This is a genomic window from Paenibacillus sp. FSL H3-0457, assembly GCF_037981725.1.
Taxonomy (GTDB): domain Bacteria; phylum Bacillota; class Bacilli; order Paenibacillales; family Paenibacillaceae; genus Paenibacillus; species Paenibacillus amylolyticus.
Map to the genome: position 1 here is coordinate 6,134,711 of NZ_CP150283.1, position 25,477 is coordinate 6,160,187.

38 protein-coding genes, 2 tRNA genes and 2 rRNA genes are annotated in these 25,477 nt (G+C 45.5%); 2 read left to right on the top strand and 40 right to left on the bottom strand.

The window, feature by feature from the left end:
* Positions 1-145: 145 nt before the first annotated feature.
* The 6 genes from MHH25_RS27045 to MHH25_RS27070 all read right to left on the bottom strand — a co-directional run bounded on the left by MHH25_RS27045 (position 146) and on the right by MHH25_RS27070 (position 3,667).
* Positions 146-221: transfer RNA gene (locus MHH25_RS27045), tRNA-Ala, on the bottom strand.
* 22 nt (positions 222-243) lie between these two features.
* Positions 244-320: transfer RNA gene (locus tag MHH25_RS27050), tRNA-Ile, on the bottom strand.
* 36 nt (positions 321-356) lie between these two features.
* Positions 357-473: ribosomal RNA gene (gene rrf / locus MHH25_RS27055) — 5S ribosomal RNA — on the bottom strand.
* A gap of 158 nt (positions 474-631) precedes the next feature.
* Positions 632-2,184 (bottom strand): 16S ribosomal RNA (locus MHH25_RS27060).
* A 479-nt stretch (positions 2,185-2,663) separates the two neighbouring features.
* Positions 2,664-2,894 (bottom strand): hypothetical protein, encoded by a 231-nt coding sequence (locus MHH25_RS27065; protein ID WP_017692114.1) that lies wholly within the window; start codon positions 2,892-2,894, stop codon positions 2,664-2,666.
* A gap of 155 nt (positions 2,895-3,049) precedes the next feature.
* Positions 3,050-3,667, bottom strand: a complete 618-nt coding sequence (locus MHH25_RS27070; RefSeq protein WP_036607221.1) for a stage II sporulation protein M — start codon at positions 3,665-3,667, stop codon at positions 3,050-3,052.
* A gap of 122 nt (positions 3,668-3,789) precedes the next feature.
* On the opposite strand from MHH25_RS27070, the gene pdaB reads away from it, so the two are divergent.
* Complete coding sequence (gene pdaB / locus MHH25_RS27075) at positions 3,790-4,566, top strand: polysaccharide deacetylase family sporulation protein PdaB (protein ID WP_036607219.1); 777 nt, start codon at positions 3,790-3,792, stop codon at positions 4,564-4,566.
* A 100-nt stretch (positions 4,567-4,666) separates the two neighbouring features.
* Here the strand turns inward: pdaB and MHH25_RS27080 are convergent, their stop codons facing one another.
* Positions 4,667-5,299, bottom strand: a complete 633-nt coding sequence (locus MHH25_RS27080; RefSeq protein ID WP_340018593.1) for a KinB-signaling pathway activation protein — start codon at positions 5,297-5,299, stop codon at positions 4,667-4,669.
* A 125-nt stretch (positions 5,300-5,424) separates the two neighbouring features.
* Here MHH25_RS27080 and gerD point away from each other — a divergent pair, with 125 nt between their 5' ends.
* Complete coding sequence (gene gerD, locus MHH25_RS27085) at positions 5,425-6,189, top strand: spore germination lipoprotein GerD (RefSeq protein ID WP_340018594.1); 765 nt, start codon at positions 5,425-5,427, stop codon at positions 6,187-6,189.
* 89 nt (positions 6,190-6,278) lie between these two features.
* Here gerD and MHH25_RS27090 read toward each other — a convergent pair whose 3' ends face one another.
* The 33 genes from MHH25_RS27090 to rpsS all read right to left on the bottom strand — a co-directional run bounded on the left by MHH25_RS27090 (position 6,279) and on the right by rpsS (position 25,423).
* Positions 6,279-7,379, bottom strand: coding sequence for an Mrp/NBP35 family ATP-binding protein (locus tag MHH25_RS27090; protein WP_076254719.1), 1,101 nt, complete (start codon positions 7,377-7,379; stop codon positions 6,279-6,281).
* A 79-nt stretch (positions 7,380-7,458) separates the two neighbouring features.
* Positions 7,459-8,214, bottom strand: coding sequence for an N-acetylmuramoyl-L-alanine amidase CwlD (cwlD, locus tag MHH25_RS27095; protein ID WP_036607212.1), 756 nt, complete (start codon positions 8,212-8,214; stop codon positions 7,459-7,461).
* Positions 8,215-8,282: 68 nt separating this feature from the next.
* Positions 8,283-9,452, bottom strand: coding sequence for a sulfate adenylyltransferase (gene sat / locus MHH25_RS27100; RefSeq protein ID WP_340018595.1), 1,170 nt, complete (start codon positions 9,450-9,452; stop codon positions 8,283-8,285).
* Positions 9,453-9,475: 23 nt separating this feature from the next.
* A complete protein-coding gene (locus MHH25_RS27105; RefSeq protein WP_074097059.1) occupies positions 9,476-10,168 on the bottom strand; it encodes a phosphoadenylyl-sulfate reductase in 693 nt (230 codons plus the stop codon).
* 793 nt (positions 10,169-10,961) lie between these two features.
* The gene (gene rpsI, locus MHH25_RS27110; protein ID WP_017692105.1) at positions 10,962-11,354 is read right to left on the bottom strand and encodes a 30S ribosomal protein S9; all 393 of its coding nucleotides are present in this window, start codon (positions 11,352-11,354) and stop codon (positions 10,962-10,964) included.
* Positions 11,355-11,373: 19 nt separating this feature from the next.
* Complete coding sequence (rplM, locus tag MHH25_RS27115; RefSeq protein ID WP_024633564.1) at positions 11,374-11,811, bottom strand: 50S ribosomal protein L13; 438 nt, start codon at positions 11,809-11,811, stop codon at positions 11,374-11,376.
* A 205-nt stretch (positions 11,812-12,016) separates the two neighbouring features.
* Entirely contained in the window at positions 12,017-12,790 is a 774-nt protein-coding gene (gene truA, locus MHH25_RS27120; protein ID WP_339191218.1) for a tRNA pseudouridine(38-40) synthase TruA, read from the bottom strand.
* Between the two features lie 159 nt (positions 12,791-12,949).
* A complete protein-coding gene (gene rplQ / locus MHH25_RS27125) occupies positions 12,950-13,315 on the bottom strand; it encodes a 50S ribosomal protein L17 (RefSeq protein ID WP_017692102.1) in 366 nt (121 codons plus the stop codon).
* A 34-nt stretch (positions 13,316-13,349) separates the two neighbouring features.
* Complete coding sequence (locus MHH25_RS27130) at positions 13,350-14,294, bottom strand: DNA-directed RNA polymerase subunit alpha (protein ID WP_017692101.1); 945 nt, start codon at positions 14,292-14,294, stop codon at positions 13,350-13,352.
* A 136-nt stretch (positions 14,295-14,430) separates the two neighbouring features.
* Positions 14,431-14,826: a 30S ribosomal protein S11 gene (rpsK, locus tag MHH25_RS27135; RefSeq protein WP_017692100.1), complete on the bottom strand. Its 396-nt coding sequence runs from the start codon at positions 14,824-14,826 to the stop codon at positions 14,431-14,433.
* Between the two features lie 19 nt (positions 14,827-14,845).
* Positions 14,846-15,214 carry a 30S ribosomal protein S13 gene (gene rpsM / locus MHH25_RS27140; protein ID WP_036607200.1) on the bottom strand — a complete coding sequence of 123 codons (369 nt, stop codon included), beginning with the start codon at positions 15,212-15,214 and terminating at the stop codon, positions 14,846-14,848.
* 20 nt (positions 15,215-15,234) lie between these two features.
* Positions 15,235-15,348 (bottom strand): 50S ribosomal protein L36, encoded by a 114-nt coding sequence (rpmJ, locus tag MHH25_RS27145; protein ID WP_003333770.1) that lies wholly within the window; start codon positions 15,346-15,348, stop codon positions 15,235-15,237.
* Between the two features lie 152 nt (positions 15,349-15,500).
* Positions 15,501-15,716, bottom strand: coding sequence for a translation initiation factor IF-1 (infA, locus tag MHH25_RS27150; RefSeq protein ID WP_017692098.1), 216 nt, complete (start codon positions 15,714-15,716; stop codon positions 15,501-15,503).
* A 3-nt stretch (positions 15,717-15,719) separates the two neighbouring features.
* Positions 15,720-16,028, bottom strand: coding sequence for a KOW domain-containing RNA-binding protein (locus MHH25_RS27155; RefSeq protein WP_282320141.1), 309 nt, complete (start codon positions 16,026-16,028; stop codon positions 15,720-15,722).
* A gap of 10 nt (positions 16,029-16,038) precedes the next feature.
* Positions 16,039-16,791 (bottom strand): type I methionyl aminopeptidase, encoded by a 753-nt coding sequence (map, locus tag MHH25_RS27160; protein ID WP_076320288.1) that lies wholly within the window; start codon positions 16,789-16,791, stop codon positions 16,039-16,041.
* Positions 16,792-16,794: 3 nt separating this feature from the next.
* A complete protein-coding gene (locus MHH25_RS27165) occupies positions 16,795-17,439 on the bottom strand; it encodes an adenylate kinase (protein ID WP_036607188.1) in 645 nt (214 codons plus the stop codon).
* Between the two features lie 90 nt (positions 17,440-17,529).
* On the bottom strand, positions 17,530-18,828 hold the full coding sequence (secY, locus tag MHH25_RS27170) for a preprotein translocase subunit SecY (protein ID WP_017692094.1): 1,299 nt from the start codon (positions 18,826-18,828) through the stop codon (positions 17,530-17,532).
* A complete protein-coding gene (gene rplO / locus MHH25_RS27175; RefSeq protein WP_017692093.1) occupies positions 18,828-19,268 on the bottom strand; it encodes a 50S ribosomal protein L15 in 441 nt (146 codons plus the stop codon). Before rplO ends, secY begins: the two co-directional genes overlap by 1 nt.
* A 43-nt stretch (positions 19,269-19,311) precedes the next feature.
* Positions 19,312-19,497: a 50S ribosomal protein L30 gene (rpmD, locus tag MHH25_RS27180; RefSeq protein ID WP_017692092.1), complete on the bottom strand. Its 186-nt coding sequence runs from the start codon at positions 19,495-19,497 to the stop codon at positions 19,312-19,314.
* 13 nt (positions 19,498-19,510) lie between these two features.
* Positions 19,511-20,008, bottom strand: coding sequence for a 30S ribosomal protein S5 (gene rpsE / locus MHH25_RS27185; RefSeq protein WP_017692091.1), 498 nt, complete (start codon positions 20,006-20,008; stop codon positions 19,511-19,513).
* A gap of 27 nt (positions 20,009-20,035) precedes the next feature.
* On the bottom strand, positions 20,036-20,404 hold the full coding sequence (gene rplR / locus MHH25_RS27190; protein ID WP_017692090.1) for a 50S ribosomal protein L18: 369 nt from the start codon (positions 20,402-20,404) through the stop codon (positions 20,036-20,038).
* Between the two features lie 117 nt (positions 20,405-20,521).
* Entirely contained in the window at positions 20,522-21,064 is a 543-nt protein-coding gene (rplF, locus tag MHH25_RS27195; protein ID WP_017692089.1) for a 50S ribosomal protein L6, read from the bottom strand.
* 30 nt (positions 21,065-21,094) lie between these two features.
* A complete protein-coding gene (gene rpsH / locus MHH25_RS27200; protein WP_017692088.1) occupies positions 21,095-21,493 on the bottom strand; it encodes a 30S ribosomal protein S8 in 399 nt (132 codons plus the stop codon).
* 32 nt (positions 21,494-21,525) lie between these two features.
* Positions 21,526-21,711: a type Z 30S ribosomal protein S14 gene (locus MHH25_RS27205; protein WP_013312154.1), complete on the bottom strand. Its 186-nt coding sequence runs from the start codon at positions 21,709-21,711 to the stop codon at positions 21,526-21,528.
* A 73-nt stretch (positions 21,712-21,784) separates the two neighbouring features.
* The gene (gene rplE, locus MHH25_RS27210; protein ID WP_017692087.1) at positions 21,785-22,327 is read right to left on the bottom strand and encodes a 50S ribosomal protein L5; all 543 of its coding nucleotides are present in this window, start codon (positions 22,325-22,327) and stop codon (positions 21,785-21,787) included.
* A 32-nt stretch (positions 22,328-22,359) separates the two neighbouring features.
* Positions 22,360-22,713, bottom strand: coding sequence for a 50S ribosomal protein L24 (gene rplX / locus MHH25_RS27215; protein WP_017692086.1), 354 nt, complete (start codon positions 22,711-22,713; stop codon positions 22,360-22,362).
* A gap of 39 nt (positions 22,714-22,752) precedes the next feature.
* Complete coding sequence (rplN, locus tag MHH25_RS27220) at positions 22,753-23,121, bottom strand: 50S ribosomal protein L14 (protein ID WP_017692085.1); 369 nt, start codon at positions 23,119-23,121, stop codon at positions 22,753-22,755.
* A 35-nt stretch (positions 23,122-23,156) separates the two neighbouring features.
* Complete coding sequence (rpsQ, locus tag MHH25_RS27225) at positions 23,157-23,423, bottom strand: 30S ribosomal protein S17 (RefSeq protein WP_017692084.1); 267 nt, start codon at positions 23,421-23,423, stop codon at positions 23,157-23,159.
* A gap of 48 nt (positions 23,424-23,471) precedes the next feature.
* Positions 23,472-23,669, bottom strand: a complete 198-nt coding sequence (gene rpmC / locus MHH25_RS27230; protein WP_017692083.1) for a 50S ribosomal protein L29 — start codon at positions 23,667-23,669, stop codon at positions 23,472-23,474.
* Positions 23,659-24,093 carry a 50S ribosomal protein L16 gene (gene rplP / locus MHH25_RS27235; protein WP_017692082.1) on the bottom strand — a complete coding sequence of 145 codons (435 nt, stop codon included), beginning with the start codon at positions 24,091-24,093 and terminating at the stop codon, positions 23,659-23,661. Before rplP ends, rpmC begins: the two co-directional genes overlap by 11 nt.
* 2 nt (positions 24,094-24,095) lie before the next feature.
* Positions 24,096-24,761, bottom strand: a complete 666-nt coding sequence (gene rpsC / locus MHH25_RS27240) for a 30S ribosomal protein S3 (protein ID WP_036607182.1) — start codon at positions 24,759-24,761, stop codon at positions 24,096-24,098.
* Positions 24,762-24,776: 15 nt separating this feature from the next.
* The gene (rplV, locus tag MHH25_RS27245) at positions 24,777-25,109 is read right to left on the bottom strand and encodes a 50S ribosomal protein L22 (RefSeq protein WP_036607180.1); all 333 of its coding nucleotides are present in this window, start codon (positions 25,107-25,109) and stop codon (positions 24,777-24,779) included.
* Positions 25,110-25,144: 35 nt separating this feature from the next.
* Positions 25,145-25,423, bottom strand: a complete 279-nt coding sequence (gene rpsS, locus MHH25_RS27250; RefSeq protein ID WP_017692079.1) for a 30S ribosomal protein S19 — start codon at positions 25,421-25,423, stop codon at positions 25,145-25,147.
* Positions 25,424-25,477 lie beyond the last annotated feature (54 nt).

The following is a 25,477-nucleotide window of genomic DNA, read 5'->3' on the forward strand; positions in this document are numbered from 1 at the left end:
TCTCACCCGATACCATCACAAAAGCAATTTAACTACCTTTATACACTTGACTTGTTTGCACAAGTTCAGCTTAAAGGAATGTTCTAATTCGCGTTTGTTTCGTTTCGATATCTAGTTTTCAAAGAACAAACTTGTAAAACTTTTTTGGTGGAGCCAAGCGGGATCGAACCGCTGACCTCCTGCTTGCAAGGCAGGCGCTCTCCCAGCTGAGCTATGGCCCCATATAAAGTTTAAAGGTATAGATGGTGGGCCCTGGTGGACTCGAACCACCGGCCTCACCCTTATCAGAGGTGCGCTCTAACCAACTGAGCTAAGGGCCCACATTACATATACTATTTGAACCCAAAATGGGTTACGCTTGGCGGCGTTCTACTCTCCCAGGACCCTGCGGTCCAAGTACCATCGACGCTGAAGGGCTTAACGGTCGTGTTCGGGATGGGAACGTGTGGAACCCCTTCGCTATCGCCACCAAACGTTTGAGAGTTTGAGCTCTCAAAACTGAGCAACGAGTGAGTTGCTTGTGCTCTTCATTTCATCCACACCGAAGTGACGGACCGAAATGAATCGCTGTTGCAGGTTCTAAGAACCTGCGTATTTGAATGTTTCCGTTGCAGGAAACGATTCTCCATAGAAAGGAGGTGATCCAGCCGCACCTTCCGATACGGCTACCTTGTTACGACTTCACCCCAATCATCTATCCCACCTTCGGCGGCTGGCTCCTTGCGGTTACCCCACCGACTTCGGGTGTTATAAACTCTCGTGGTGTGACGGGCGGTGTGTACAAGACCCGGGAACGTATTCACCGCGGCATGCTGATCCGCGATTACTAGCAATTCCGACTTCATGCAGGCGAGTTGCAGCCTGCAATCCGAACTGAGACCGGCTTTGTTGGGATTGGCTCCATCTCGCGATTTCGCAGCCCGTTGTACCGGCCATTGTAGTACGTGTGTAGCCCAGGTCATAAGGGGCATGATGATTTGACGTCATCCCCACCTTCCTCCGGTTTGTCACCGGCAGTCTATCTAGAGTGCCCATCCGAAATGCTGGCAACTAAATATAAGGGTTGCGCTCGTTGCGGGACTTAACCCAACATCTCACGACACGAGCTGACGACAACCATGCACCACCTGTCTCCTCTGTCCCGAAGGAAAGATACATCTCTGCATCGATCAGAGGGATGTCAAGACCTGGTAAGGTTCTTCGCGTTGCTTCGAATTAAACCACATACTCCACTGCTTGTGCGGGTCCCCGTCAATTCCTTTGAGTTTCAGTCTTGCGACCGTACTCCCCAGGCGGAGTGCTTAATGTGTTAACTTCGGCACCAAGGGTATCGAAACCCCTAACACCTAGCACTCATCGTTTACGGCGTGGACTACCAGGGTATCTAATCCTGTTTGCTCCCCACGCTTTCGCGCCTCAGCGTCAGTTACAGCCCAGAGAGTCGCCTTCGCCACTGGTGTTCCTCCACATATCTACGCATTTCACCGCTACACGTGGAATTCCACTCTCCTCTTCTGCACTCAAGTCACCCAGTTTCCAGTGCGATCCGGGGTTGAGCCCCGGGATTAAACACCAGACTTAAATGACCGCCTGCGCGCGCTTTACGCCCAATAATTCCGGACAACGCTTGCCCCCTACGTATTACCGCGGCTGCTGGCACGTAGTTAGCCGGGGCTTTCTTCTCAGGTACCGTCACCTTGAGAGCAGTTACTCTCCCAAGCGTTCTTCCCTGGCAACAGAGCTTTACGATCCGAAAACCTTCATCACTCACGCGGCATTGCTCCGTCAGGCTTTCGCCCATTGCGGAAGATTCCCTACTGCTGCCTCCCGTAGGAGTCTGGGCCGTGTCTCAGTCCCAGTGTGGCCGATCACCCTCTCAGGTCGGCTACGCATCGTCGCCTTGGTGAGCCGTTACCTCACCAACTAGCTAATGCGCCGCAGGCCCATCCCCAAGTGACAGATTGCTCCGTCTTTCCAGTTTCCTTCAGGCGAAGAAAACAATTATTCGGTATTAGCTACCGTTTCCGGTAGTTGTCCCAAACTTGAGGGCAGGTTGCCTACGTGTTACTCACCCGTCCGCCGCTAAGTATCAAGGAAGCAAGCTTCCTATCAACTCCGCTCGACTTGCATGTATTAGGCATGCCGCCAGCGTTCGTCCTGAGCCAGGATCAAACTCTCCAATAAAGTATTGAAAAGAGCGATAAGCTCATTTTGAATCTGACGAAATTAAAAATCTCATTTGTGCTCCAGTCGATTCAAGCCAAGGCTTGTTTCAAACTTTCGCGTTCATTCTGCAAGCAGAATGTTTACTCACTCGTTGTTCAGTTTTCAAAGATCAAACATTCAATTTAGTGCTGTTTTTCATGTTGTCGTCGTTTCAGCGGCGACTTTTATAATATATCATGTTGAAGTTCTCTTTGCAAGCATTATTTTTTCGATTATTTTCAATCGCTTTATTTTCATGCTTGTTTCCGTGAACCGCGCCTAAAAAAGGAACGAAAATTAATTTACCATATGAAATTAGAAAGGTCAACCTTTTTTCGACAAAAAGTATGAAACCCTTAACAATTTCACATTCTCATAGTTCAGAGGTACAGCACCCGCTATGAAGAGCCGCACCTCACTTCCACTACTGTAAATCGAATATATGACCAGCTTCAGCATTATGGCTTCGACTTTTTCAGCTTCCCACCTCTGGCATACTTGGACAACTCTTTTGGCGGGGCAAAGCGTGCATACATGCGGAACACAGTCTTATATCGGCTCGCGATAGCATATTTGATCTCTTGGTCAAGACGATTATCACTTAGATCGAAAAGCATCTCATCTAATTCTTTACGCAGCACATAGTCTAGTTCCTTGCATTCCTTCTCGTTAAACAACATACCCAGCATTAGAGTTCTCCTTTTTGTGCATAGCCTCTTTATCACACTTACACAAGTTTCATGCAACACCCCGTGCATTCTCGCTTTTGTGGGTGCTGCTGAAACCCGTTTTATTGTTATGGTCAACTTTCTGAAAATTTATGAATGCCAACCACCACAAAATTTTATCCTCTCACCAGAGTATACGTAAGTGTGCTTTCGATGATTGCTGCAACAAGAAGCAAGATGACAACCCAGAAGGATGCCGTTAACGTCCTATTCATGAATGCTCTCCACCGGGTACCCATCGTATTTCGCTTGTCACTTCCAAGTTGTGCAAGGCTTTTGATAACCAGACCACCAAACTTCAGTCCGAAGGCGCAAGCAATAATTATGACCGGAATCTCAATAATGCCATGCGGAAGTAAACCTTTAACCACAATATCATAGAAGCTTGCTCCATAATTCATCGTGGTGTGCACCACAAATCCAAGGACCATCCCATTGATCAGCAGGAAGATGACAGGCAGAATTCCGAAGAATATACCGGCATAGATGACAAGTACACTTTTGATGGCATTATTGAAAAAGATAAACAGAAAGAAGTTCCATTGCACATTGCCCCCCTGCTCCAGCCGTTCACTGACTTCACGTAATCCTCCGATTTGGTTCAACAACAGTTCTTCCAGTGGCCCTGTACTCACCCATCCTGCCCCTATACCAACAGCAAACAAAACTACGGACCAGATTAATGCACTGCGGATGGAACCAAGATCTTTAAGAAATGTACTGAATTTTAACATAATAACCTCCTGTAGAATCTAAAATGATGGACAAACAAGGATCAGTGACGAATAACTGGGCAGTACGAGCATACATTGGAGAGTAAACAAACATTTCTTATGGGAGAGGGGCGCTTATTGAAATGAACTCGTTCTATGTATTTAGCGGCAAAAAGATTAAACGGTACTTGATTGTCCTCGTTGCTGCCATCTTTGCGATCGGTATTATCTATCTGGAGAGAGGCAATGTCTCCGTATTCTCGGAGGAAGCACCATCCGCCGTCTACAGCGTTCCAACCGAGAAGAAGGTAATCGCACTTACCTTTGACATTAGCTGGGGGGATAAACGGACGGAGCCAATTCTGAAAGTTCTTCAGGAGAATAAAGTGCAGAAGGCAACCTTTTTCCTTTCCTCCCCCTGGAGCAAGACACACCCCGAAATTGTTACTGCCATCAAAGAGGCAGGATATGAAATTGGCAGCCATGGTCACAGACATGAGAACTACAGCAGCCTGACTGAAGAAGAAATTCGAAAAGAAATTTCGACAGCTCATAGCATTTTAACCGATTTAACGGGAAAAGAACCGAAATTACTACGTCTGCCCAACGGGGACTTTGACAAGCGAGTGCTTCAGGTAGCCAATAGTCTGAATTATCAGGTTGTGCAGTGGGATACCGACTCCTTGGATTGGAAAAACCCTGGTGTACAGACCATTGTTGATCGCGTAGTAAGCAAAGCACATCCGGGTGACATCGTACTGCTGCATGCAAGCGATTCTTCTAAACAAACTCATGAGGCACTCCCTGTCATTATCGACAAATTAAAAAACCAGGGCTATGAATTCGTTACCGTCTCGGAACTGCTGAACCATTCTAGTGTCGAGGGCAAAGAAGTTCGTGACCAAGCCAGCGGTCAATGATTACTAGATCATTTGAGCCATAGCTCAAATAGGTGCTTAAAAGTTGAAAAGAGCTAACCAGGTTAGCTCTTTTTGGTATGTTTTTTATGCAAAATGAATTCTATACTCGGCTTTCTTTCAACTGTTCTGCCTTTCCACTTACACTCCGGTTCGTCGATACATCCACCAGCCTGTGCAATATCAGCATTTGGTATGCATTACATAGGAGCAAGGGAACCACAATAAATATGGTTGCAGCATTCACATCAATACGTAATACGCCGATCGTCTCCACTATGGAGACGGCAATCATGAAAAAGAGTGTAGGTACGAGCGCAGAGATATGAGTCAACTTTACTTTAACGTAAGCGGTAACAATTGCAGCTGCCAAAATAATGATACCTAACACAATATCCGATATGCGCTCCCGGTCTCCCCCAACAAACAGGCGTAAAAACATCACGTCAAGCAGGGCTAACACCGTTAGTACAATCTGCACGATCTGCCAACCGCGCTTTGGAAATACACCTTTACCCATATAATTCAATATCAGATATGCAAAGAAACCCATTTGTGAATACACGCTGATCATAACCCCTGATCCAAATAAGATCAAAAGATACAGAAGAAAATCATTCAATCCATTTGTTTTCTCCCCGTTCACCAGCATCATAATCAATCCTGTACCCAATGCTCCCGCGGCCCCAATAAGCAAGGCTGTCCAAAACAGGAAAAACCATTTACGTAAATTCAAAAGTTTTCCACCCCCGAGTGTTTATTTTACCAACCTTCTCAGCAAAAAACCATCATTGCTCAACATATTTCCCCCTTTCCCATCACATACTACATCCAGTATCTAATCAAGGAGGGATTGTACACATGAAACGGCCTTTGTGGCAGCTATGCTGTGTCGTACTGGGGCTATCCGTCATGCTTGCCGGCTGCGGTTCAGATCAGAGTTCTTCGCCTCCTCAGGGCAGTTATAAAGAGATGAAAACAATGGTTGTAGATATCTTAAAAAGTGATGAAGGCAAGAAAGCGGTGGAGGAAGCTCTTACAGGTCAAAGCTCATCCAGCGGAAGCAGCGGTTCTGAAGAAGGCGGCGGTTCGGGTGGTGCTTCGGGATCCATTGGTATGAAAATGTTAATGCCTGTGCAATCTTCGGAACAAATACGTATTGCAGTAAAAGATACCATCACAGCTCCCGAATATAAGAAGGAATTCGAAAAGATCATGACCGATCCGCAGTTTGCGGGTGAATTTGCCAAAGTGATCAACGCACAAAGTAAACAGCTTCATATGCAATTGATTAAAGATCCCACATATCAAAAGTCTGTTGAAGACATCATGAAGTCACCTGAGGTATCCAAGATGTTCATGGATATGACAAAGACTCCGGATTATCGCAAACAGACGATGACTGTCATGCAGGAAGTGATGCAAAACCCGTTGTTCCGCATGGAAGTACTCACTTTGCTCAAGAAGGTAGTACAGGACGAATTGCAACCCAAAGTGGAAAGTGGCGGAAAACAGGGGGAAGAGCAAGGCGGACAGCAAGGCGGACAGCAAGACGGTCAGGGCGAAGGTGGTAGTGATGGTGGAGATGGTGGAAGTGGAGATTCTGGCAGCGGTGGAGGTTCATAAACAGTAGATGTTGGTATATTACAGAAACTGAAAAGCCTGCATCCGAATGGTGGACGCAGGCTTTATTTGTATTTATAACACTCATACCATTAGAATTTGGAGTCAATGGACCGGGCAACTTCATCGTAGATAGCCCCTATACGGGAATCTGCTTTGTAAACCGAAGGTGAGAAATCAGGCTCGGAAGGATGATTATCCGGCGTGCCTAATGGAATCTGGGCAAGCAGGCTTGTATGCAGACTTTCCGCAAGTCTTCCCCCGCCTCCACGACCAAAGACATAATCCTTCTCTCCGCAACTGCCACACTCATAGTACGCCATATTCTCAACCACACCAAGTAACTCATGATCGGTCTGAATGGCCATCGCACCCGCACGTGCTGCGACAAAAGCTGCCGTTGCATGCGGCGTGGTAACGATGATTTCCTTACTCTGTGGCAACATCTGATGCACATCCAAAGCAACATCTCCCGTACCTGGTGGCAAATCCAGTAATACATAATCCAATTCGCCCCACTGGACATCCGTAAAGAATTGACGAAGCATCCGACCTAGCATGGGTCCACGCCAGATTACCGGGTTGTTCTCCCGAATAAAGAAGCCCATCGACATGACTTTGACGCCAAAACGTTCAACAGGTTGAATAACACCATCTTCAACGACCGGATATTCTTCAATCCCCATCATGTCGGGCACACTGAAGCCATAGATATCCGCATCAATTAAGCCCACTTTCTTGCCTTGACGTGCCAAGGCTGCAGCCAGATTAACGGTTACCGTTGATTTACCAACGCCACCTTTACCACTGGCCACAGCAATAAAACGAACACCTGATTCAGGACTTAACAGCTCATGTCCATCCAGACCCGCTGCGTGACCTTTTACGAGCACTTCGTCCCGATCTGGCTCATTATCGGGTTGTCCCATATTCAGGCTCTCACGATCATGCTCAGAAGCTGCACGCACACGAATATGTACATCCTTCAGTCCGTGCTGGGACAACAGATTACGCGCTGCATCACTCAAAGCTGTTGTATCCTCAGGTCGATTTTCCAGTGTCACTATGGTCAGAGCCACATGATTTTCTTTCACCATAATATCTCGAAACCATTCCAGTTCGGTCAGACTTACTCCCAATTGTGGTTCTTGTAATGGCTGTAATAGTTCAAGTATCTGTTCTTTTGATAACATCAGACAGCACCTCAGCTTTATCTATTGGCATGTAATTAGGTATGCTGATCCAATTATATCATTACCTTTCTTGTTCTGACTAACTTTTAGGCCGTTCTCCTGAGGAATATCTGAGAATTCCATTATAGATCGAAGCAGCTACCTTACGTTGATAAGCTTCGTCAGCAAGCATACGTGCCTCTTCCGGATGAGAAAGGAAACCCACTTCTACCAGCGCTGAAGGGATCTTCAGAGCCTGTAACAGATAAACCGTATTCACCGTTTTGGCGATTCGATCTGTATTCTCCAGATTACGAACCATCTCTTGTTGAAGCAAATTAGCCAAACCTTCGTTATCCGGATGGTTAGTTGTATAGAAAACCTGCGCTCCACTCCATCGGTTGGATGGGACACTGTTCATGTGAATGCTGATAAAGAGATCTGCTTGCTTATCCTCTATCCGTCGTACTCTTTGTTTCAGATCTTCCGTCTTGCGTTTGGAGTACCCCTTGGTGTCCGATTCCGCCAAATCAGTGTCTATTTCTCGTGTCATAACCACTAAGGCCCCTGCCTGTTGCAAATAATCTCTCACATACAGGGCGATAGACAGGTTGATATCTTTTTCAATAACCCCCTGTTTACTTACCGCTCCTCCATCTGGACCTCCGTGTCCTGCATCAATGGCAATGACTTTACCCGCCATCGGCAAACTCCAATAACCTGACGTCTTAGCGGAAGGCAGTTCATAGGACATTACCGCCACTAACATGGCCAGTAGACAGAGACTCAGCATGACCCTTTTGATTGTTTTTAGCCTAATCCAGACTACAAAGTGTTTCCCCATATTTTTACGCATAAAAAAACCACCTCGTCCCTATAAATGACTCTAATCATCTATATGGGACAAGATGGACAATTATACCGCTAGGAGCGGACTTGCTCCGCCATTCCTTCAATCAGCACCTCAGCTACCTCAGGACGTGTAAATTCAGGTGGAGGGCACTGGCCGTCACGGAGCAACCCGCGTACTTTGGTGCCGGAAAGCGCCATATGATGTTCTTTATCATGTGGGCAAGTTTTGCTGGATGCCATGTTTCCACATTTGGTACAGAAGAAACTATGTTCGAAGAACAACGGAGTAATCCCCAGTTCCTCTGCTGTAAAGTTAGTAAAGATCTCCTGTGCTTCATATGTTCCATAATAATCACCAACACCCGCATGGTCACGACCAACAATAAAGTGGGTACACCCGTAATTTTTGCGAACCATCGCATGGAAAATAGCTTCACGTGGACCGGCATACCGCATGGCTGCGGGGAACACACCAAGAAACGCACGATCAGCCGGGTAATAGTTCTCCAGTAATACCAGATAACTCTTCATCCGAACATCTGCAGGTACATCGTCCGACTTCGTCTCTCCAACAAGCGGATTCAGGAAGAGTGCGTCTACAATCTCCATAGCGCTCTTCTGAATGTATTCATGAGCCCGATGGACCGGATTACGTGTCTGAAAACCAACTACGGACTTCCAACCCTTCTCCTGAAAAATCTTCCGGGTATCTGCAGGATCATAATAGAATTCTTCGAATTTCGAAGGTTTTGGACGGTTCAACACTTGGATTGGACCTCCTACGTATGTTGCAGGACGCTCCAAAAGTTTTTTAACGCCCGGGTGCTCGGGATCATCTGTTTTGAATACACGCCGGGCTTCTTCACCCTGATCCACCTGGTATATACTTTGGACTTCGAGCAATCCATAAGTGACTCCATCTTGGTCACCAACAAGTTTCACACGTTCACCAATCTGGAGGGATGCGGCTTGTTTATCGTCAACAGCAAGTGTAATCGGTATACTCCAGACTGTTCCATCGGCGAGACGCATGCGAGACACCACCGAAAGGTAATCTTCCTCATTCAAGAAACCTTGAAGTGGTGAGAACGCACCTACACCAATTAGATCCAAATCTGATATCGTCCAAGTATTAATACGCAAAGAAGATAAGTTTTTACTGTCTTGTAACAATTGCTCCCGTTCTTCTCCTTGTACGATACGTTCAACCAACGTACCTCCATGAGGCAGAATCGATGTCATCTTGTCAGCTCCTTGTATATCTATTATTTATGAAGGCCACATTCCGTTTTATCATTACCAGACCAGCGTCCGGCACGTGGGTCCTCTCCAGGCATAACTTGACGTGTGCAATGCTCACAACCAATACTTGGGTAGTTCTGATCATGAAGAGGGTTATATACAACGTTATTGTCACGAATATATTGCCATACATCCTCAGTCGTCCAGTGAGCAATCGGATTAAACTTCATCAGGCCAAATTTGGAATCATACTCAACCTTCTTTGAGTTTGCACGAGTTGGTGCTTGATCTCTGCGGATACCTGTAATCCATGCATCATACTGAGAAAGAATACGTGTTAACGGTTCGACTTTGCGAATGTTACAGCACCCATTGGGATCAGACTTCCACAACTCTTCACCGTGTTGAGCTGCCTGCTCTTCTGGAGTAATCTTAGGTGACACACGTACAAATTCAAGGTTGTAGTTCTCCTGCATCTTATCACGTGTTTCGTATGTTTCTTTAAAGTGAAAATCTGTATCCAGATAAAAAATATCTGTGGATGGGCTGATTTTCTGCACCATATCTACAAGTACAACATCTTCTGCACCAAAACTACATGCAAAAGTGATATTTGGGAATGTTTCAATAGCATACCGAATAATATCCTCTGGACTGGCATGTTCCAGTTCCTCTGCCTTCGTCCGTGCCAAATCTTCTTTCTCCAACAAGTTCATCTGTGAATTTCCCCCATTCTGCATTTCAATACACCTAAAGCCGACTAATCTAATATGAATTATGTTTAGTATAAATCTTTCATTGGAGATGTCAATGCCTGCCATATGGTAAAATAAATCAGTTTTTGACCCTTTTTGATTGCCGCTATCACACAATATTTTGGTTCAATTTATCCATTTCTCTGTTAATGAGATAAAAACAATGATATTGGCCCAGGTCATTAGACAGGTAAAAATACATCGCTTAGCCTAGGAAACCTTTGCTGTTACTGGGTTTGGACAGTTCTTGTCGTCAAGAACAACATCAAAAAATCACTGGGCGATTGAAGTTGAAGGAAGAAAAGCTAAAGTTTTAAGGGGAGCAACGTTGCGAATTTTAGCTGTTGATATGTAAGAGACTTTTATCGTTTCCATAAGAAATACTGATAAGGTTTGCACCAAAGAATTAAGTACAAAAACAGTAAGCCGAGTGCATTCAAGAAATCCCTCGTGAGTTCTAATCGATGACTTTATAGGAGCTGTTATAAAATGTGTGGTGAGCGATGGGTATGAGAGTATTCAATGATCTAAACGATTAGAGAGGTTCAGTAAGATGTAGATGTATCAACGTACATATTATAGGACTGTATTGAGGGACATTAAGAGCACAATGAAAAGGCAATGAAGGAAAAATGCACAAGCACGGGGAGAGACATCAGAGATATGAGAGCTATCGCACAAACTAATATAATATATGGCGTGATGGTCATGAATATATAAAAAAGCCTTTGACCGAGGCCAAAGGCTTTTAATATTAACGTTTGGAGAACTGAGGTGCGCGACGAGCCGCTTTAAGACCGTATTTTTTACGCTCTTTCATACGTGGGTCACGAGTCAGGAATCCTGCTTTTTTCAGGGATGCACGGTATTCCGGATCTGCTTTGAGCAGAGCGCGGGAGATACCATGACGGATTGCGCCGGCTTGACCGGAGATTCCGCCACCATGAGCAATAACAAGAACGTCATAGTTGTTGAGCGTTTCTGTCAAGTTCAGTGGTTGTTTTACGATCAGTTTGAGTGTTTCCAAACCGAAGTATTCATTAATATCACGTTTATTGATGACAATGCGTCCTTCACCCGGTACAAGGCGAACACGTGCTACCGAATGTTTACGACGACCTGTCCCATAGTATTGTACTTGTGCCATGAAACTGTCCTCCTTTTAATTAACCGCGAAGTTCGTAAACTTCTGGTTTTTGTGCTGCATGTGGATGCTCAGTGCCTCTGTACGCTTTAAGTCTCAACTTCATTTTCTCGCCCATGCGAGTTTTAGGAAGCATACCGCGAACAGCCAATTCCAACATACGCTCAGGTTTGTTTTTAACCATCTCTTCAGCTGTAGTTACTTTCAAACCACCTGGGTGCATTGAGTGACGGTAGTATTTTTTACCTTGCATTTTCTTACCAGTCAATACGATTTTCTCAGCATTGATGATAACAACGAAATCGCCAGTGTCCACATGTGGAGTGAATTGTGGCTTGTGTTTGCCGCGAATCAAAGCTGCTGCTTCGCTCGCCAAACGTCCGAGGGTTTTGCCTTCAGCATCAATGATGTGCCATTGGCGCTCAACTTCGTTAGGCTTCGCCATGTACGTAGTACGCATGAAAAGTTCCTCCTTAAAATGTTCAAAATCATCATTTTCATTTATCTTCGTTCGTTAAGTTATAACTTCAGGTGTTGATGGATTGTAAATTTGATGTGAAACTCTTAATTGGGGCTGTGGGAAAGCCATTAAGAAAACACAACTTTTATATTACATGATAGGCGATTAAATCGCAAGTGTTAATTAAGCTTTTCACTCACCAAATTTAATCTTTTTTGTATTCAAGATCCCAGAGCATTAAACCGCAGCTAACTGCAGTAGGTCCTGCAGCAGATCGATTACATGCAGCAATCATTTTTGGTACATCAGAGGCTTTCCGTTTGCCCTCTCCGATCTCCAGCAGTGTCCCTACAATGATACGAACCATATGCTGCAAAAAGCCGTTACCACTCACATAAATGTGAATGACACCCTGATCGCGCGGATGGTCTCTGCACATTGATCGGTCCACTTCCATCCATGCTTCGTACACCGAACGGACATGATTCTCTTTCTGAGACTTGCGTGAAGCAAAAGAGGTAAAATCATACGTCCCTATGAAATGTCGTAAGCCCTCCTGCATTGCCATAATATCAAGCTTCGCATGATGATGATATTGCAGTCTTCTGTTGAATACATCCGGAAATTGATTCGCATTGACTGTATAACGATACGTTTTCTTTTTCGCTGCATAGCGAGAATGAAAATCAGCCGAAACTTCAATCGCATCAATAACGACAATATCGGAGGGTAATCTGGAGTTGAGTGCAATACACCAACGTTCAATCGGGATCTGGGACTCCGTAGGAAAATTGAAGATTTGTCTGCGGGCGTGAACACCTGCATCTGTTCGGCCTGAACCTGTAATTTTAACCTTCTCACCGGTTAAAGCACGAATCGCATCTTCAAGATGATCCTGAATGGTATTCCCACCCGGCTGTACTTGGAAGCCGTAATAGGCAGTGCCATCATAAGTTAACGTCATACATAAGTTTCGCATTATTACCACACCTTTGTTCCATACTATACATATCCCTATCCCGAACAGCAAAAGAAGCCCCTTACGGAGCTTCTATTACAGCACGAATTCCGAAATGAAGAGAAAAAAAGGGTTAATCCAGAATCGTTGATTCTGTCCCCTTTCCTCATCTCATCTGTTTTACGCGCGGTCTACCAGTTCCAAGTAAACCATTGGCGCTGCGTCACCACGACGAGGTCCCAGTTTCAAGATACGAGTGTATCCACCTGGACGCTCAGCGTAACGACCGGACAATTCGCTAAACAGTTTTTGGATTGCATCTTGCTCACCATCGATAGTTTCGCGGCGAACATAAGCTGCCACTTGGCGACGGGCATGAAGATCTCCCTTTTTCGCTTTAGTGATCAGTTTTTCAGCAATAGAGCGAACCTCTTTTGCTTTCGCTTCAGTTGTCTGAATGCGTTCGTATAAGAACAGGTCGGTTACCAGGTCACGGAACAAAGCTTTACGTGCGCTGGAATTACGGCCCAACTTTTGGTATGCCATTGTTTTCCCTCCTTCACTTCAAGCACTCGGCTGTCTATTCTTCTGTACGGAGTCCCAAACCAAGTTCCTCAAGCTTCTCTTGAACTTCTTCCAAAGACTTGCGTCCGAGGTTACGGACTTTCATCATGTCTTCTTCCGTTTTCGTAGTCAGCTCTTGCACGGTATTAATACCGGCACGTTTGAGGCAGTTGTAGGAACGAACAGAGAGATCCAGCTCTTCGATCGTCATTTCGAGTACTTTTTCTTTTTTGTCTTCTTCTTTTTCGACCATGATTTCTGCATCTTTCGCTTCGTCTGTAAGACCCACGAAGAGCATCAAATGCTCAGTCAAAATTTTAGCGCCGAGGCTTACAGCCTCTTCAGGACGAATACTTCCATCAGTCCAAACTTCCAACGTGAGCTTGTCATAGTTGGTCACTTGACCGACACGCGTATTTTCCACAGCGTAGTTAACGCGACTGATCGGGGTGAAGATGGAATCGACTGGGATGACGCCGATCGGCTGGTCATCGCGTTTATTCCGATCTGCCTGGACGTAGCCGCGACCGCGATTGGCAAAAATACGCATGTGAAGTCTCGAACCTGGTCCGAGCGTAGCAATGTGCAAATCCGGATTAAGGATTTCCACATCGGAGTCAGCACGGATATCTCCAGCCGTAATTGCTCCTTCGCCTTCAGCATCAATCTCGAGCACTTTCTCCTCGTCTGAATGAATCTTAAGCGACAAAGCTTTCAGGTTAAGAATAACCTCCGTTACATCTTCCATTACGCCAGGAACTGTAGCAAATTCATGCAGAACGCCATCGATTTGAACCGAAGACACTGCCGCACCCGGCAGTGACGAGAGCAAGATTCGGCGAAGCGAGTTTCCAAGCGTCGTACCGTATCCGCGCTCAAGCGGTTCTACTACGAATTTCCCATAGGTGCCATCATCGTTGACGTCTACCGTCTCAATTTTCGGCTTTTCGATTTCAATCACTGCAATACCCCTCCTTCAAAACGTCGGTCCTCTATGAAACATTTACCTTCTCTTGCGAAAACATGTAGTAGTATGCCTAAACAACCATTATTAGCAGATTGTGCCGGAAATATACCACACGCAGGGGCAAATCTCATTAGACACGACGACGTTTTGGAGGACGGCATCCGTTATGCGGGACTGGAGTTACGTCTTTGATCAGGTTAACTTCAAGACCAGCAGCTTGCAAAGAGCGGATCGCTGCTTCACGGCCTGCGCCTGGTCCTTTAACCATAACCTCAACGGCTTTCATCCCATGTTCCATTGCAGCTTTGGCAGCAGTCTCAGCAGCCATTTGTGCAGCAAACGGAGTCGATTTACGGGAACCTCTGAATCCGAGGCCGCCGGAGCTTGCCCACGAAATTGCGTTTCCGTGAGGATCCGTAATAGTAACGATAGTGTTATTGAAAGTGGAACGGATATGCGCCACGCCAGATTCAATATTCTTACGGTCACGACGTTTAGTACGTACGACTTTTTTCGGTTTAGCCATTTTCTCTTATCCCCCCTTATTATTTCTTCTTGTTCGCTACTGTACGACGAGGACCTTTACGAGTACGAGCATTCGTTTTCGTACGTTGTCCACGAACAGGCAGACCACGACGATGACGAACTCCACGGTAACAACCGATCTCCGTCAAACGTTTAATATTCAAAGAGATTTCTCGACGCAGGTCACCTTCTACTTTGACCTCTTTATCGATACTTTCACGCAATTTGCTGACTTCATCTTCCGTCAAATCACGAACACGAGTGTCCGGATTGATGCCTGTTGTGCTCAGAATTTTCTGGGAAGTCGTTTTACCGATTCCGAAAATATAAGTCAAGGCGATCTCAACGCGCTTATCACGTGGCAAATCCACACCAGATATACGTGCCATTTTACGCTACACCCCCTTCTTTAACCTTGTTTTTGTTTGTGTTTCGGATTTTCACAGATAACCATAACATTCCCTTTGCGGCGAATGACTTTGCACTTTTCGCAAATCGGCTTGACCGAAGGTCTTACCTTCATGTGAATTACCTCCTCAAAGTTTTGCTAAGCAAAACCCTCTTCGTAAGCATTGACCTTGTTCTACTATTGTAAAACCGGCTTCGAAGCTTTCGCAAGTTTTGCCGGGCAAAACCCGCTACATAAGCTTCACAGTTCATTGCAACTGTCTACTACTATTTACGGTAAGTTATGCGACCTTTTGTTAAATCATAAGGCGACAACTGAACAACTACTTTGTCTCCAGTCAGGATACGGATAAAGTGCATCCGCAGTTTTCCGGAAACGTGAGCGAGAATTTGATGACCGTTCTCAAGCTCAACCTTGAATGTTGCATTCGGTAGCGGTTCGAGAACCGTACCTTCCACTTCAATGACATCTTCCTTAGCCATTAGTCAGTCTCCTTTCTCTTCAGATTGAATGTTGGTGGATTCCAGAAATGAATGAACCGCGTAACGGAGCTTTCCATTTGTCACCCGACCACTCTCGTTTAAACTGTTCACAACCTCGCTGCTAATCATGGGCTGGAGCTCAAGATGAAGAAGATTCTTCTTCTTTGGTTGATCAAACTTACGTTTGTCTCCATCCGCAATATATACGAACTTACCGTCCGCTATAGCAACAATTACTGCGGCTTGGTCCGCATTGCGGCCTTTACGGATCTTCACAAGTTGACCGAGCTGCGGATTAGACTGACTGTTCATGCCTCATCACCTACGCATTCAGTTTCGTGAAAATTTCCATACCATCTGGTGTAACTGCTACGGTGTGTTCAAAGTGTGCACATAACTTACCATCAACCGTGACGACAGTCCAGTTATCTTCCAACGTTTTCACATACCGTCTACCTACGTTAACCATCGGCTCTATGGCCAGCACCATGCCCGCTTTAAGCCGTGGTCCCCGATCGGGAAGACCATAGTTCGGAATCTGTGGTTCTTCGTGCAGATCTGCGCCTATGCCGTGACCGACATATTCACGAACTACGGAGAACCCTTCATCTTCAATATATTTCTGAATCGCATGAGATATTGTAAACAAGCGAACGTCCGGTTTTACCAGCGCCAGACCTGCGTATAACGAAGCCTCGGTAACGTCCAGAAGACGACGGGCTTCTTCGGAAATACGGCCGACCGGATAAGTCCAGGCGGAATCTCCATGATACCCCTGGTACTGCGCGCCAATGTCAAACGTAACGATATCGCCCTCGTTCAACTTGCGTTTGCCGGGAAATCCATGTACCAACTCTTCATTGACTGAAGCGCACACACTGGCAGGGAAACCGTTATAACCTTGGAAAGACGGCACAGCTCCTTGACTGCGGATATATTGATCAGCCATATGGTCAAGTTCTCCAGTCGTAATACCGGGAGCGATATGCTCTGCCAAGAGACGATGCGTTTCCGCAACAATTCTCCCTGCTTCCCTCATCAAGCCCAGTTCCGTTTCGGACTTACCAATGATCATCAATTAACCTCTCAGTAAGGACACGATTTCTTGAGAAACTTGATCGATATCCTGTTCTCCGTTCATTTGACGAAGAAGACCTTTAGTCTCATAGAACGTGAGGAGTGGTGCTGTTTTGTTGATATACTCGTCCAGTCGTGTACCTACACTCTCTTCATTATCATCAGAGCGTTGATACAACTCACCAGCGCATTTATCACAAATACCTTCCTGCTTAGGCGGATTGAATACCACATGATAAGTGGAACCACAGTTTTTACAAATTCGACGACCCGTCAAACGAGCGAGCAATTTGTTGCGATCCACTTTCAGGTTGATTACATGATCGAGACCTGAGTTCAATCGATCCAGAATGCCATCGAGCGCTTCTGCTTGCGAAAGGGTTCTTGGAAATCCGTCCAAGAGGAAACCTTCTCTGCAGTCAGGCTGCTGCAAACGTTCTTCAACGATGCCAATGGTTACATCATCTGGTACAAGCAATCCTTGATCCATATATTCCTTGGCTTTCATGCCAATGGGAGTTCCCTGTTTGATCGCGAGACGAAATGCATCGCCTGTTGAAATATGGGGAATACCGAACTCTTTCACGATGACGTCTGCTTGCGTTCCTTTTCCTGCCCCCGGAGGGCCCATGAATAGGATGTTCACGTTATGTCACTCCCTCCAAGACTACCCTACATCAACAAACAGCACAATAGGTGCCGGCAAGTAAATCTTCACTCGACCGGTACCTATTGCCTATTTATTGATAAAACCTTTGTAGTGGCGTTTGATCAATTGGCTTTCGATTTGCTTCATCGTATCCAGCGCAACACCGATAACGATCAGGAGGGATGTTCCTCCAATTTGCGCAGATTGAGGCAAACCAGACAGTGCCCCCAAGATTACAGGCAGAACGGAAATGACTGCCAAGAACATGGCACCGGCCATTGTCAAACGAGTCATGACACGGGTCAGATATTTCTCGGTTGCTTTACCCGGGCGAATGCCTGGGATGTAACCGCCGTTCTTTTTCATATTATCAGCCATCTGCTGTGGATTCATCTGTACGAAAGTATAGAAGAATGTGAAACCGAAGATCATCACGACATACAACAACATACCCAGAGGTTTGTGTGTAGTCAGGTTCTGTCCGATCCACTGTGCCCAAAGGCGATCTGCCCAGAAGTTGGCGATGATCGTCGGGAACATCAACAACGATGATGCGAAGATGACAGGGATAACACCTGCTGCATTAATTTTCAGCGGGATATGTGTATTCTGTCCACCGTACATTTTGTTACCTACGACACGTTTAGCGTACTGTACCGGAATTTTCCGAATCGCCTGCTGAATGTAAATGACCCCTATGATGATCAACACAATAACAATTGCGATGATAACACCTTTAAGAATATTCATAAACAGTTGGTCAGGTTGAATGAAGTCGGATTCGATCGTTTGTTTGATAATGTTAGGCACCGTAGATAGGATACCCGCAAAGATCAAGATCGAAATCCCGTTTCCTATGCCCTTCTCGGTGATCTGCTCACCAAGCCACATCAGGAATGAAGTACCGGCCGTAAGTACAATCGCGATCAAGATATAATCTGCAAATGTAGCGTTAGGAATCATGTCTGTATTGTACAAGCGGTTGAATCCGATCGACGTACCAAACGCTTGAATCAATGCCAGGCCAATCGTTAAATAACGGGTCAATTGTGCAGATTTCTTCTTACCTTGTTCACCTTGCTTTGCCCACTCCGCTAATTTAGGAATAACGTCCATGGAAAGCAACTGTACTATGATAGACGCAGTGATGTAAGGCACGATCCCGAGCGCAAATATCGAGAACTGGAAGAGCGCTCCACCCGAGAACGTATTGAGAAGTCCAAAAACTTCTTTACCCGCAGAATTTGTCGCTTCGAACACGTCTTTGTTAACTCCCGGTACGGGAACAAAGGAGCCGATGCGGTAAATGATCAGTACAAAAAGGGTAAATAATACCCTTTTGCGCAGATCTTCAACCCGCCAGATATTCTTTAGGGTCTTGAACATTAAATCACCTCGGTTGTACCGCCGGCAGCTTCAATTTTCTCAATAGCAGATTGAGAAAACTTGTTAGCTTTAACAGTCAGCTTCACAGTGACATCACCGTTACCCAGGATTTTGATTCCGGATTTAGCGTTTTTAACTACGCCGTTCGTCATCAAGAATTCTGGAGTTACTTCAGTACCCGCAGCAAAACTGTTCAGGTCTTCAGTATTCACAACTGCATATTCTTTGCGAGTTGGGTTTACAAAACCACGTTTTGGCAAGCGACGATACAATGGATTTTGTCCACCTTCGAAGCCTGGACGTACTCCACCGCCAGAACGAGAATTTTGTCCTTTGTGACCGCGACCTGATGTTTTACCTGTACCACTACTTGGACCGCGACCAAGACGTTTACGTTCTTTGCGGGATCCAGGAGATGGTGAAAGCTCATGTAACTTCATCGTTCGTTGCACCTCCTTAAAGATTTGTGGGATTAACCCGATATTAAGCTTCTACTTCTTTAACAGCAACCAAGTGGCTTACTTTGTTAATCATACCACGGATGGCAGGATTATCGTTTTGTACCACTTTGCTATTGATTTTGCGCAAACCCAATGTTTTCACAGTTGTTCTTTGCGTCTCCGGACGTCCGATCAAGCTGCGGACGAGGGTAATTTCTAATTTAGCCATGAGAATTCCCTCCTTAACCCAGAAGCTCTTCGACGGATTTTCCGCGCAGTTTAGCCACGTCTTCAGCACGCTTCAAACGGGACAAACCTTCCAAAGTCGCATTGACCATGTTCATGGAATTCGAAGAACCCAGAGATTTTGTCAAAATGTCACCTACACCAGCAAGTTCGAGAACCGCACGTACAGGACCACCAGCGATAACACCAGTACCTTCAGATGCTGGTTTCAACAGCACGCGTCCTGCGCCGAACTTACCTGTTACCAAGTGAGGAATCGATGTTCCTACGAGTGGAACGTGTACAAGGTTTTTCTTAGCGTCTTCAATACCTTTGCGAATTGCATCAGGTACTTCGCCCGCTTTACCGATACCAGCTCCAACCCAGCCGTTGCCGTCGCCGACTACAACCAGTGCGCTAAAGCTGAAACGGCGTCCGCCTTTTACTACTTTAGCTACGCGATTAATATTTACAACTCTTTCAGTCAGTTCCAAAGTATTCGGATCTACACGCAAGTCGTTAACCTCCTTTTGAAAAATATCTTAAAACTCAAGTCCTGCTTCACGAGCCGCTTCAGCCAATGCTGCGATACGACCATGGTACAGATAACCGCTACGGTCAAATACGATGTTGGAAACACCTTTGTCTTTCGCACGTTTAGCAACGAGTTCGCCAACTTTACGAGCTGATTCAACAGATGCACCATTTTTGATGTCAGTGCTCAATTCTTTGTCTACGGTAGACGCGGAAGCGATTGTTACACCAGCAACATCATCGATGATTTGAGCATACATATGTTTACCAGAACGGAATACGTTCAAACGAGGACGTGCTGCCGTTCCTTGGATTTTCTTACGAACACGAAGGTGTCTTTTCAGACGAGCCTTATTTTTATCTGGTTTCGTAATCATCTCAAAGATTCACTCCTTTCAGGTTACCTCGCTGGCTTCAAAGCAGAAGCCACGGGGTATATTAGAAACACACGAAGCAAGCAAGCCGAAAGCCGCGCAAAGGCGGTAAGAGAAATCTTATTTCTTCTTACCGGCTTTACCTTCCTTACGGATGATACGCTCGCCTTCATATTTAATACCTTTACCTTTGTACGGCTCAGGTTCACGTACGGAACGGATTTTAGCAGCGTAAGCACCTACACGCTCTTTGTCAATTCCGCGAACGATGATTTTTGTATTCGAAGGTACTTCGAATTCGATTCCCGCTTCCGGTGTAATTTCAACCGGGTGAGAGTAACCAACGTTCAGAACGATTTTATCTCCGGATTTGCTTGCACGATATCCGACCCCAACCAATTCCAGAGATTTCGCGAATCCTTCAGTAACGCCGCTCACCATATTGTTTACAACGCTACGCGTTGTGCCGTGCAAAGAACGGTGAGTTTTGTTATCGGAAGGACGCACAACTGTGATTTCGTTATTTTCAACTGTAACCTTCATGTCTTTATGAAGCTCACGAGTCAAAGTTCCTTTAGGTCCTTTTACCGTAATAACGGTGTTGTCCAGGGTGATGTCTACACCACTTGGTACTGTGATTGGTTTGCGACCAATACGAGACATATGTTGCACCTCCTATCTTGTGACGTTATATTACCAAACGTAGCAAACGACTTCTCCGCCGGATTTCGATTGACGAGCTTCTTTGTCCGTCATGATACCTTTAGATGTCGAGATGATCGCGATTCCCAGGCCACCAAGTACACGAGGTACTTCGTTGCTTTTCGTGTAAACACGAAGACCAGGTTTACTGATTCTTTTCAGACCAGTGATAACGCGCTCGTTATTTTGACCGTATTTCAGGAAAACACGGATAATCCCTTGTTTGTTATCATCGATAACTTCAGCGTCACGGATGAAACCTTCACGCTTCAGGATATCGGCGATTTGTTTTTTCATTGTTGAAGCAGGCATTTCTACCGTTTCGTGACGAACAGTGTTCGCGTTACGAATACGAGTAAGCATATCTGCAATTGGATCAGACATAGTCATTGTGAGTTAACCTCCTTCCCGTTCAGGACTTTTTACCAGCTTGCTTTTTTCACGCCAGGGATCTGGCCTTTATAAGCTAATTCACGGAAACAAATTCTGCAAATTTTGAACTTTTGCAGGACCGAATGTGGACGTCCGCAACGCTCACAGCGTGTATATGCACGTACTTTAAACTTAGGTGTACGTTGTTGTTTAACTTTCATCGAAGTTTTTGCCACTTAGCCTGACACCTCCTAAATAATTTCGGAGAAAAGGGAGTCTTTCCAGACACCCGGAAACGTTATGCCAACATTACTTAACGAAAGGCATTCCCATTTGCGTAAGCAATTCACGGGACTCTTCGTCTGTTTTCGCCGTTGTTACAATGACAATATCCATACCGCGGACTTTATCAACTTTATCGTATTCGATCTCCGGGAAGATCAATTGCTCTTTCAGACCCAGTGTATAGTTACCACGTCCATCGAAAGCATTACTCGATACACCGCGGAAGTCGCGGACACGAGGAAGCGTTACGTTGAGCAGCTTATCTAGGAAGAAGTACATACGCTCACCGCGTAATGTAACTTTCGCACCGATAGGCATATTCTCACGCAGTTTGAAACCTGCGATAGATTTTTTAGCACGAGTGATTACAGGTTTTTGACCCGCGATCAGTTGCAAATCGTTTACTGCAGAATCCAACACTTTAGAGTTTTGGACAGCGTCGCCCACACCCATGTTGATAACGATTTTCTCGATTTTCGGCACTTGCATTACCGTTGTATAGTTAAACTTCTGCATCAAAGCAGGAGCGATTTCTTGCAGGTAACGTTCTTTCATTCTTGATGCCATGAATCATAGCCCTCCTTTCTCATTCGGTTCAATTAGTCGATAATTTCTCCGGAACGTTTAGCAACGCGCACTTTCTTACCGTTATCCAAAACTTTGTAACCTACACGGGTTACTTTTCCGCTCTTCGGATCGATGTGCATTACGTTGGAAACGTGAATCGGAGCTTCCTTCTCGATAATGCCGCCTTGCGGATTTTGCTGGTTAGGCTTCTGGTGTTTTTTCACCATGTTAACACCTTCCACAAGGACGCGGTTCTCACGAGGATAAGCAGCGATGACACGGCCTTTTTTACCTTTGTCTTTACCGCTGATCACCATAACCGTATCTTCCTTTTTAACGTGAAGTTTGTTGTTATGGGATTCCAGAACTTTTTTCACTCTTGGCATTTCGTACACCTCCTGTTTCTAACATCACGAGATTAAGCTTTAGATAACTTCTGGAGCCAAGGAAACGATTTTCATGAAGTCTTTATCGCGAAGTTCGCGAGCAACTGGTCCGAAAATACGTGTTCCACGTGGGCTTCTGTCGTCTTTTACAACAACCGCTGCATTTTCATCAAAACCGATGTAGGAACCGTCTTTACGACGTACAGAACGTTTCGTACGAACGACAACCGCTCTAACTACATCACCTTTTTTGACAACGCCGCCTGGTGTTGCTTGTTTAACAGAACAAACGATCAGATCACCGATTTGAGCTGTACGACGTCCCGTACCGCCGAGTACGCGGATACACATCAGTTCCTTCGCACCGGAGTTGTCGGCCACAGTCAAACGTGTAAATGGTTGAATCATTTAGTATTCCTCCTTTCAGCAATGCTGCTGATGCATTAGATGATAACCGCTTTTTCTACGATTTCAGTAAGTCTCCAGCGTTTATCTTTCGAAAGCGGACGAGTCTCCATGATTTTCACCGTGTCACCGATTTTCGCAGTGTTTTCTTCGTCATGCGCTTTGAATTTTTTAGTAACCTTAATGCGTTTATGGTACAAGTTGTGTTTTTTGTAAGTTTCTACAGCAACAACAATCGTTTTGTCCATTTTATCGCTGACCACTTTACCAGTTTGCACTTTACGTGCGTTACGTTCTTCGCTCATTGTTGGCCTCCTTCCTGATTACGGACGGATTGTCCATCCTATCCCTAATTAACCGATTCCCAATTCTCTCTCACGGATAATGGTTTTAGCACGAGCTATTTCTTTCCGCACATCACGGATGCGAGTCGGGTTATCCAGCTGACCGGTAGCTAATTGAAAGCGGAGGTTAAAGAGTTCTTCTTTAAATCCGGCAATCTTTTGCTCGATTTCAGCAGAGGTTAGGTTGCGAAATTCACTAGCTTTCATTTGCTTCACCACCCAATTCTTCACGTTTCACGAACTTCGTTTTGATTGGCAGTTTGTGAGCGGCAAGACGCATTGCTTCGCGTGCAATTTCCTCCGGTACACCAGCAAGTTCAAACATGATCTTACCTGGTTTCACTACTGCAACCCATTTTTCTACGTTACCTTTACCGCTACCCATCCGAACCTCGAGAGGCTTTTGAGTGATTGGTTTGTCTGGGAAAATTTTGATCCAAACTTTACCACCACGTTTGATGTAACGAGTCATCGCAATACGAGCCGCTTCGATTTGACGGTTCGTAATCCAAGCCGGTTCCGTAGCTTGCAGACCGTATTCGCCAAAGTTCAGAGTCGTTCCGCCTTTAGCTTGGCCTTTCATATGTCCACGTTGTTGCTTACGGTGTTTTACGCGTTTTGGTACCAACATGATTAGTTGCCTCCTTCCTTAGCAGCTTGTTTCTTAGCCGTAGGAAGAACCTCTCCACGATAGATCCATACTTTTACGCCGATAAGTCCGTAAGTAGTATGAGCCTCTGCTGTACCGTAGTCAATGTCAGCACGCAGTGTGTGCAGTGGAACAGTTCCTTCGCTGTAGCCTTCAGAACGTGCGATCTCAGCACCGCCAAGACGTCCGCCTACTTGAGTTTTGATACCTTTAGCACCGGAGCGCATAGTTCTTTGAATTGCTTGTTTCAGAGCACGACGGAAAGAAACACGACGTTCCAATTGTTGTGCAATGCTTTCAGCTACAAGAACAGCGTCCAAGTCTTGGTTCTTAATTTCAGAAATGTTGATGTGTACTTTTTTACCGCCAGCAATTTTCGTAATTTGGTTACGAAGATTTTCAACTTCCGAACCACCCTTACCAATAACCATACCTGGTTTAGCAGTGTGAATCGTTACGTTTACGCGGTTAGCCGCTCTCTCAATTTCTACACGAGATAAAGCGGAGTCTTTCAATTTATTTTTCAGGAATTCACGAATTCTCACGTCTTCCATCAAAAGATCACCGAAGTCTTTGCCTGCATACCACTTAGATTCCCAGTCACGGATAATTCCGACACGGAGTCCGACTGGATTTACCTTTTGGCCCACACATTTCCCCTCCTTCTACTTCTCAGATACCACCAAAGTAATGTGGCTAGTACGTTTGTTAATACGACTTGCACGTCCCATTGCACGAGGGCGGAAACGCTTCATTGTCGGTCCTTGGTTCACGTAAGCTTGCGAGATAACCAATTTGTTAACATCCAAAGAATAGTTATGTTCCGCATTCGCAATAGCGGAGTTAAGCAACTTCTCAACGATTGGAGAAGCAGATTTCGGAGTGTGACGGAGAATGGCAACCGCCTCACCTACTTGCTTGCCACGAATCAAGTCAACAACGAGTTGAGCTTTACGAGGAGCAATCCGGATAAACTTAGCATGTGCTTTTGCTTCCATTGTGTAACCTCCTTTCAAACATTAAAGATATTCATTTATCTTCTTGTTTTCTTATCATCAGCAGTATGGCCTTTGTACGTACGGGTTGGAGCGAACTCACCCAGTTTGTGTCCGACCATGTCCTCAGTTACATACACTGGCACGTGTTTACGACCATCGTAAACGCCAAATGTGTGTCCGATGAATTGCGGGAAAATTGTAGAACGACGGGACCAGGTTTTGATCACATTCTTCTTACCTGAAGCTTCCATCTCTTCTACCTTTTTAAGCATGTAGCCATCAATGAATGGCCCTTTTTTCAAACTGCGACCCATGTGGAGATCCTCCCTTCAAACATAGCTATTATGCATCCGCAGATGCCTCACGAA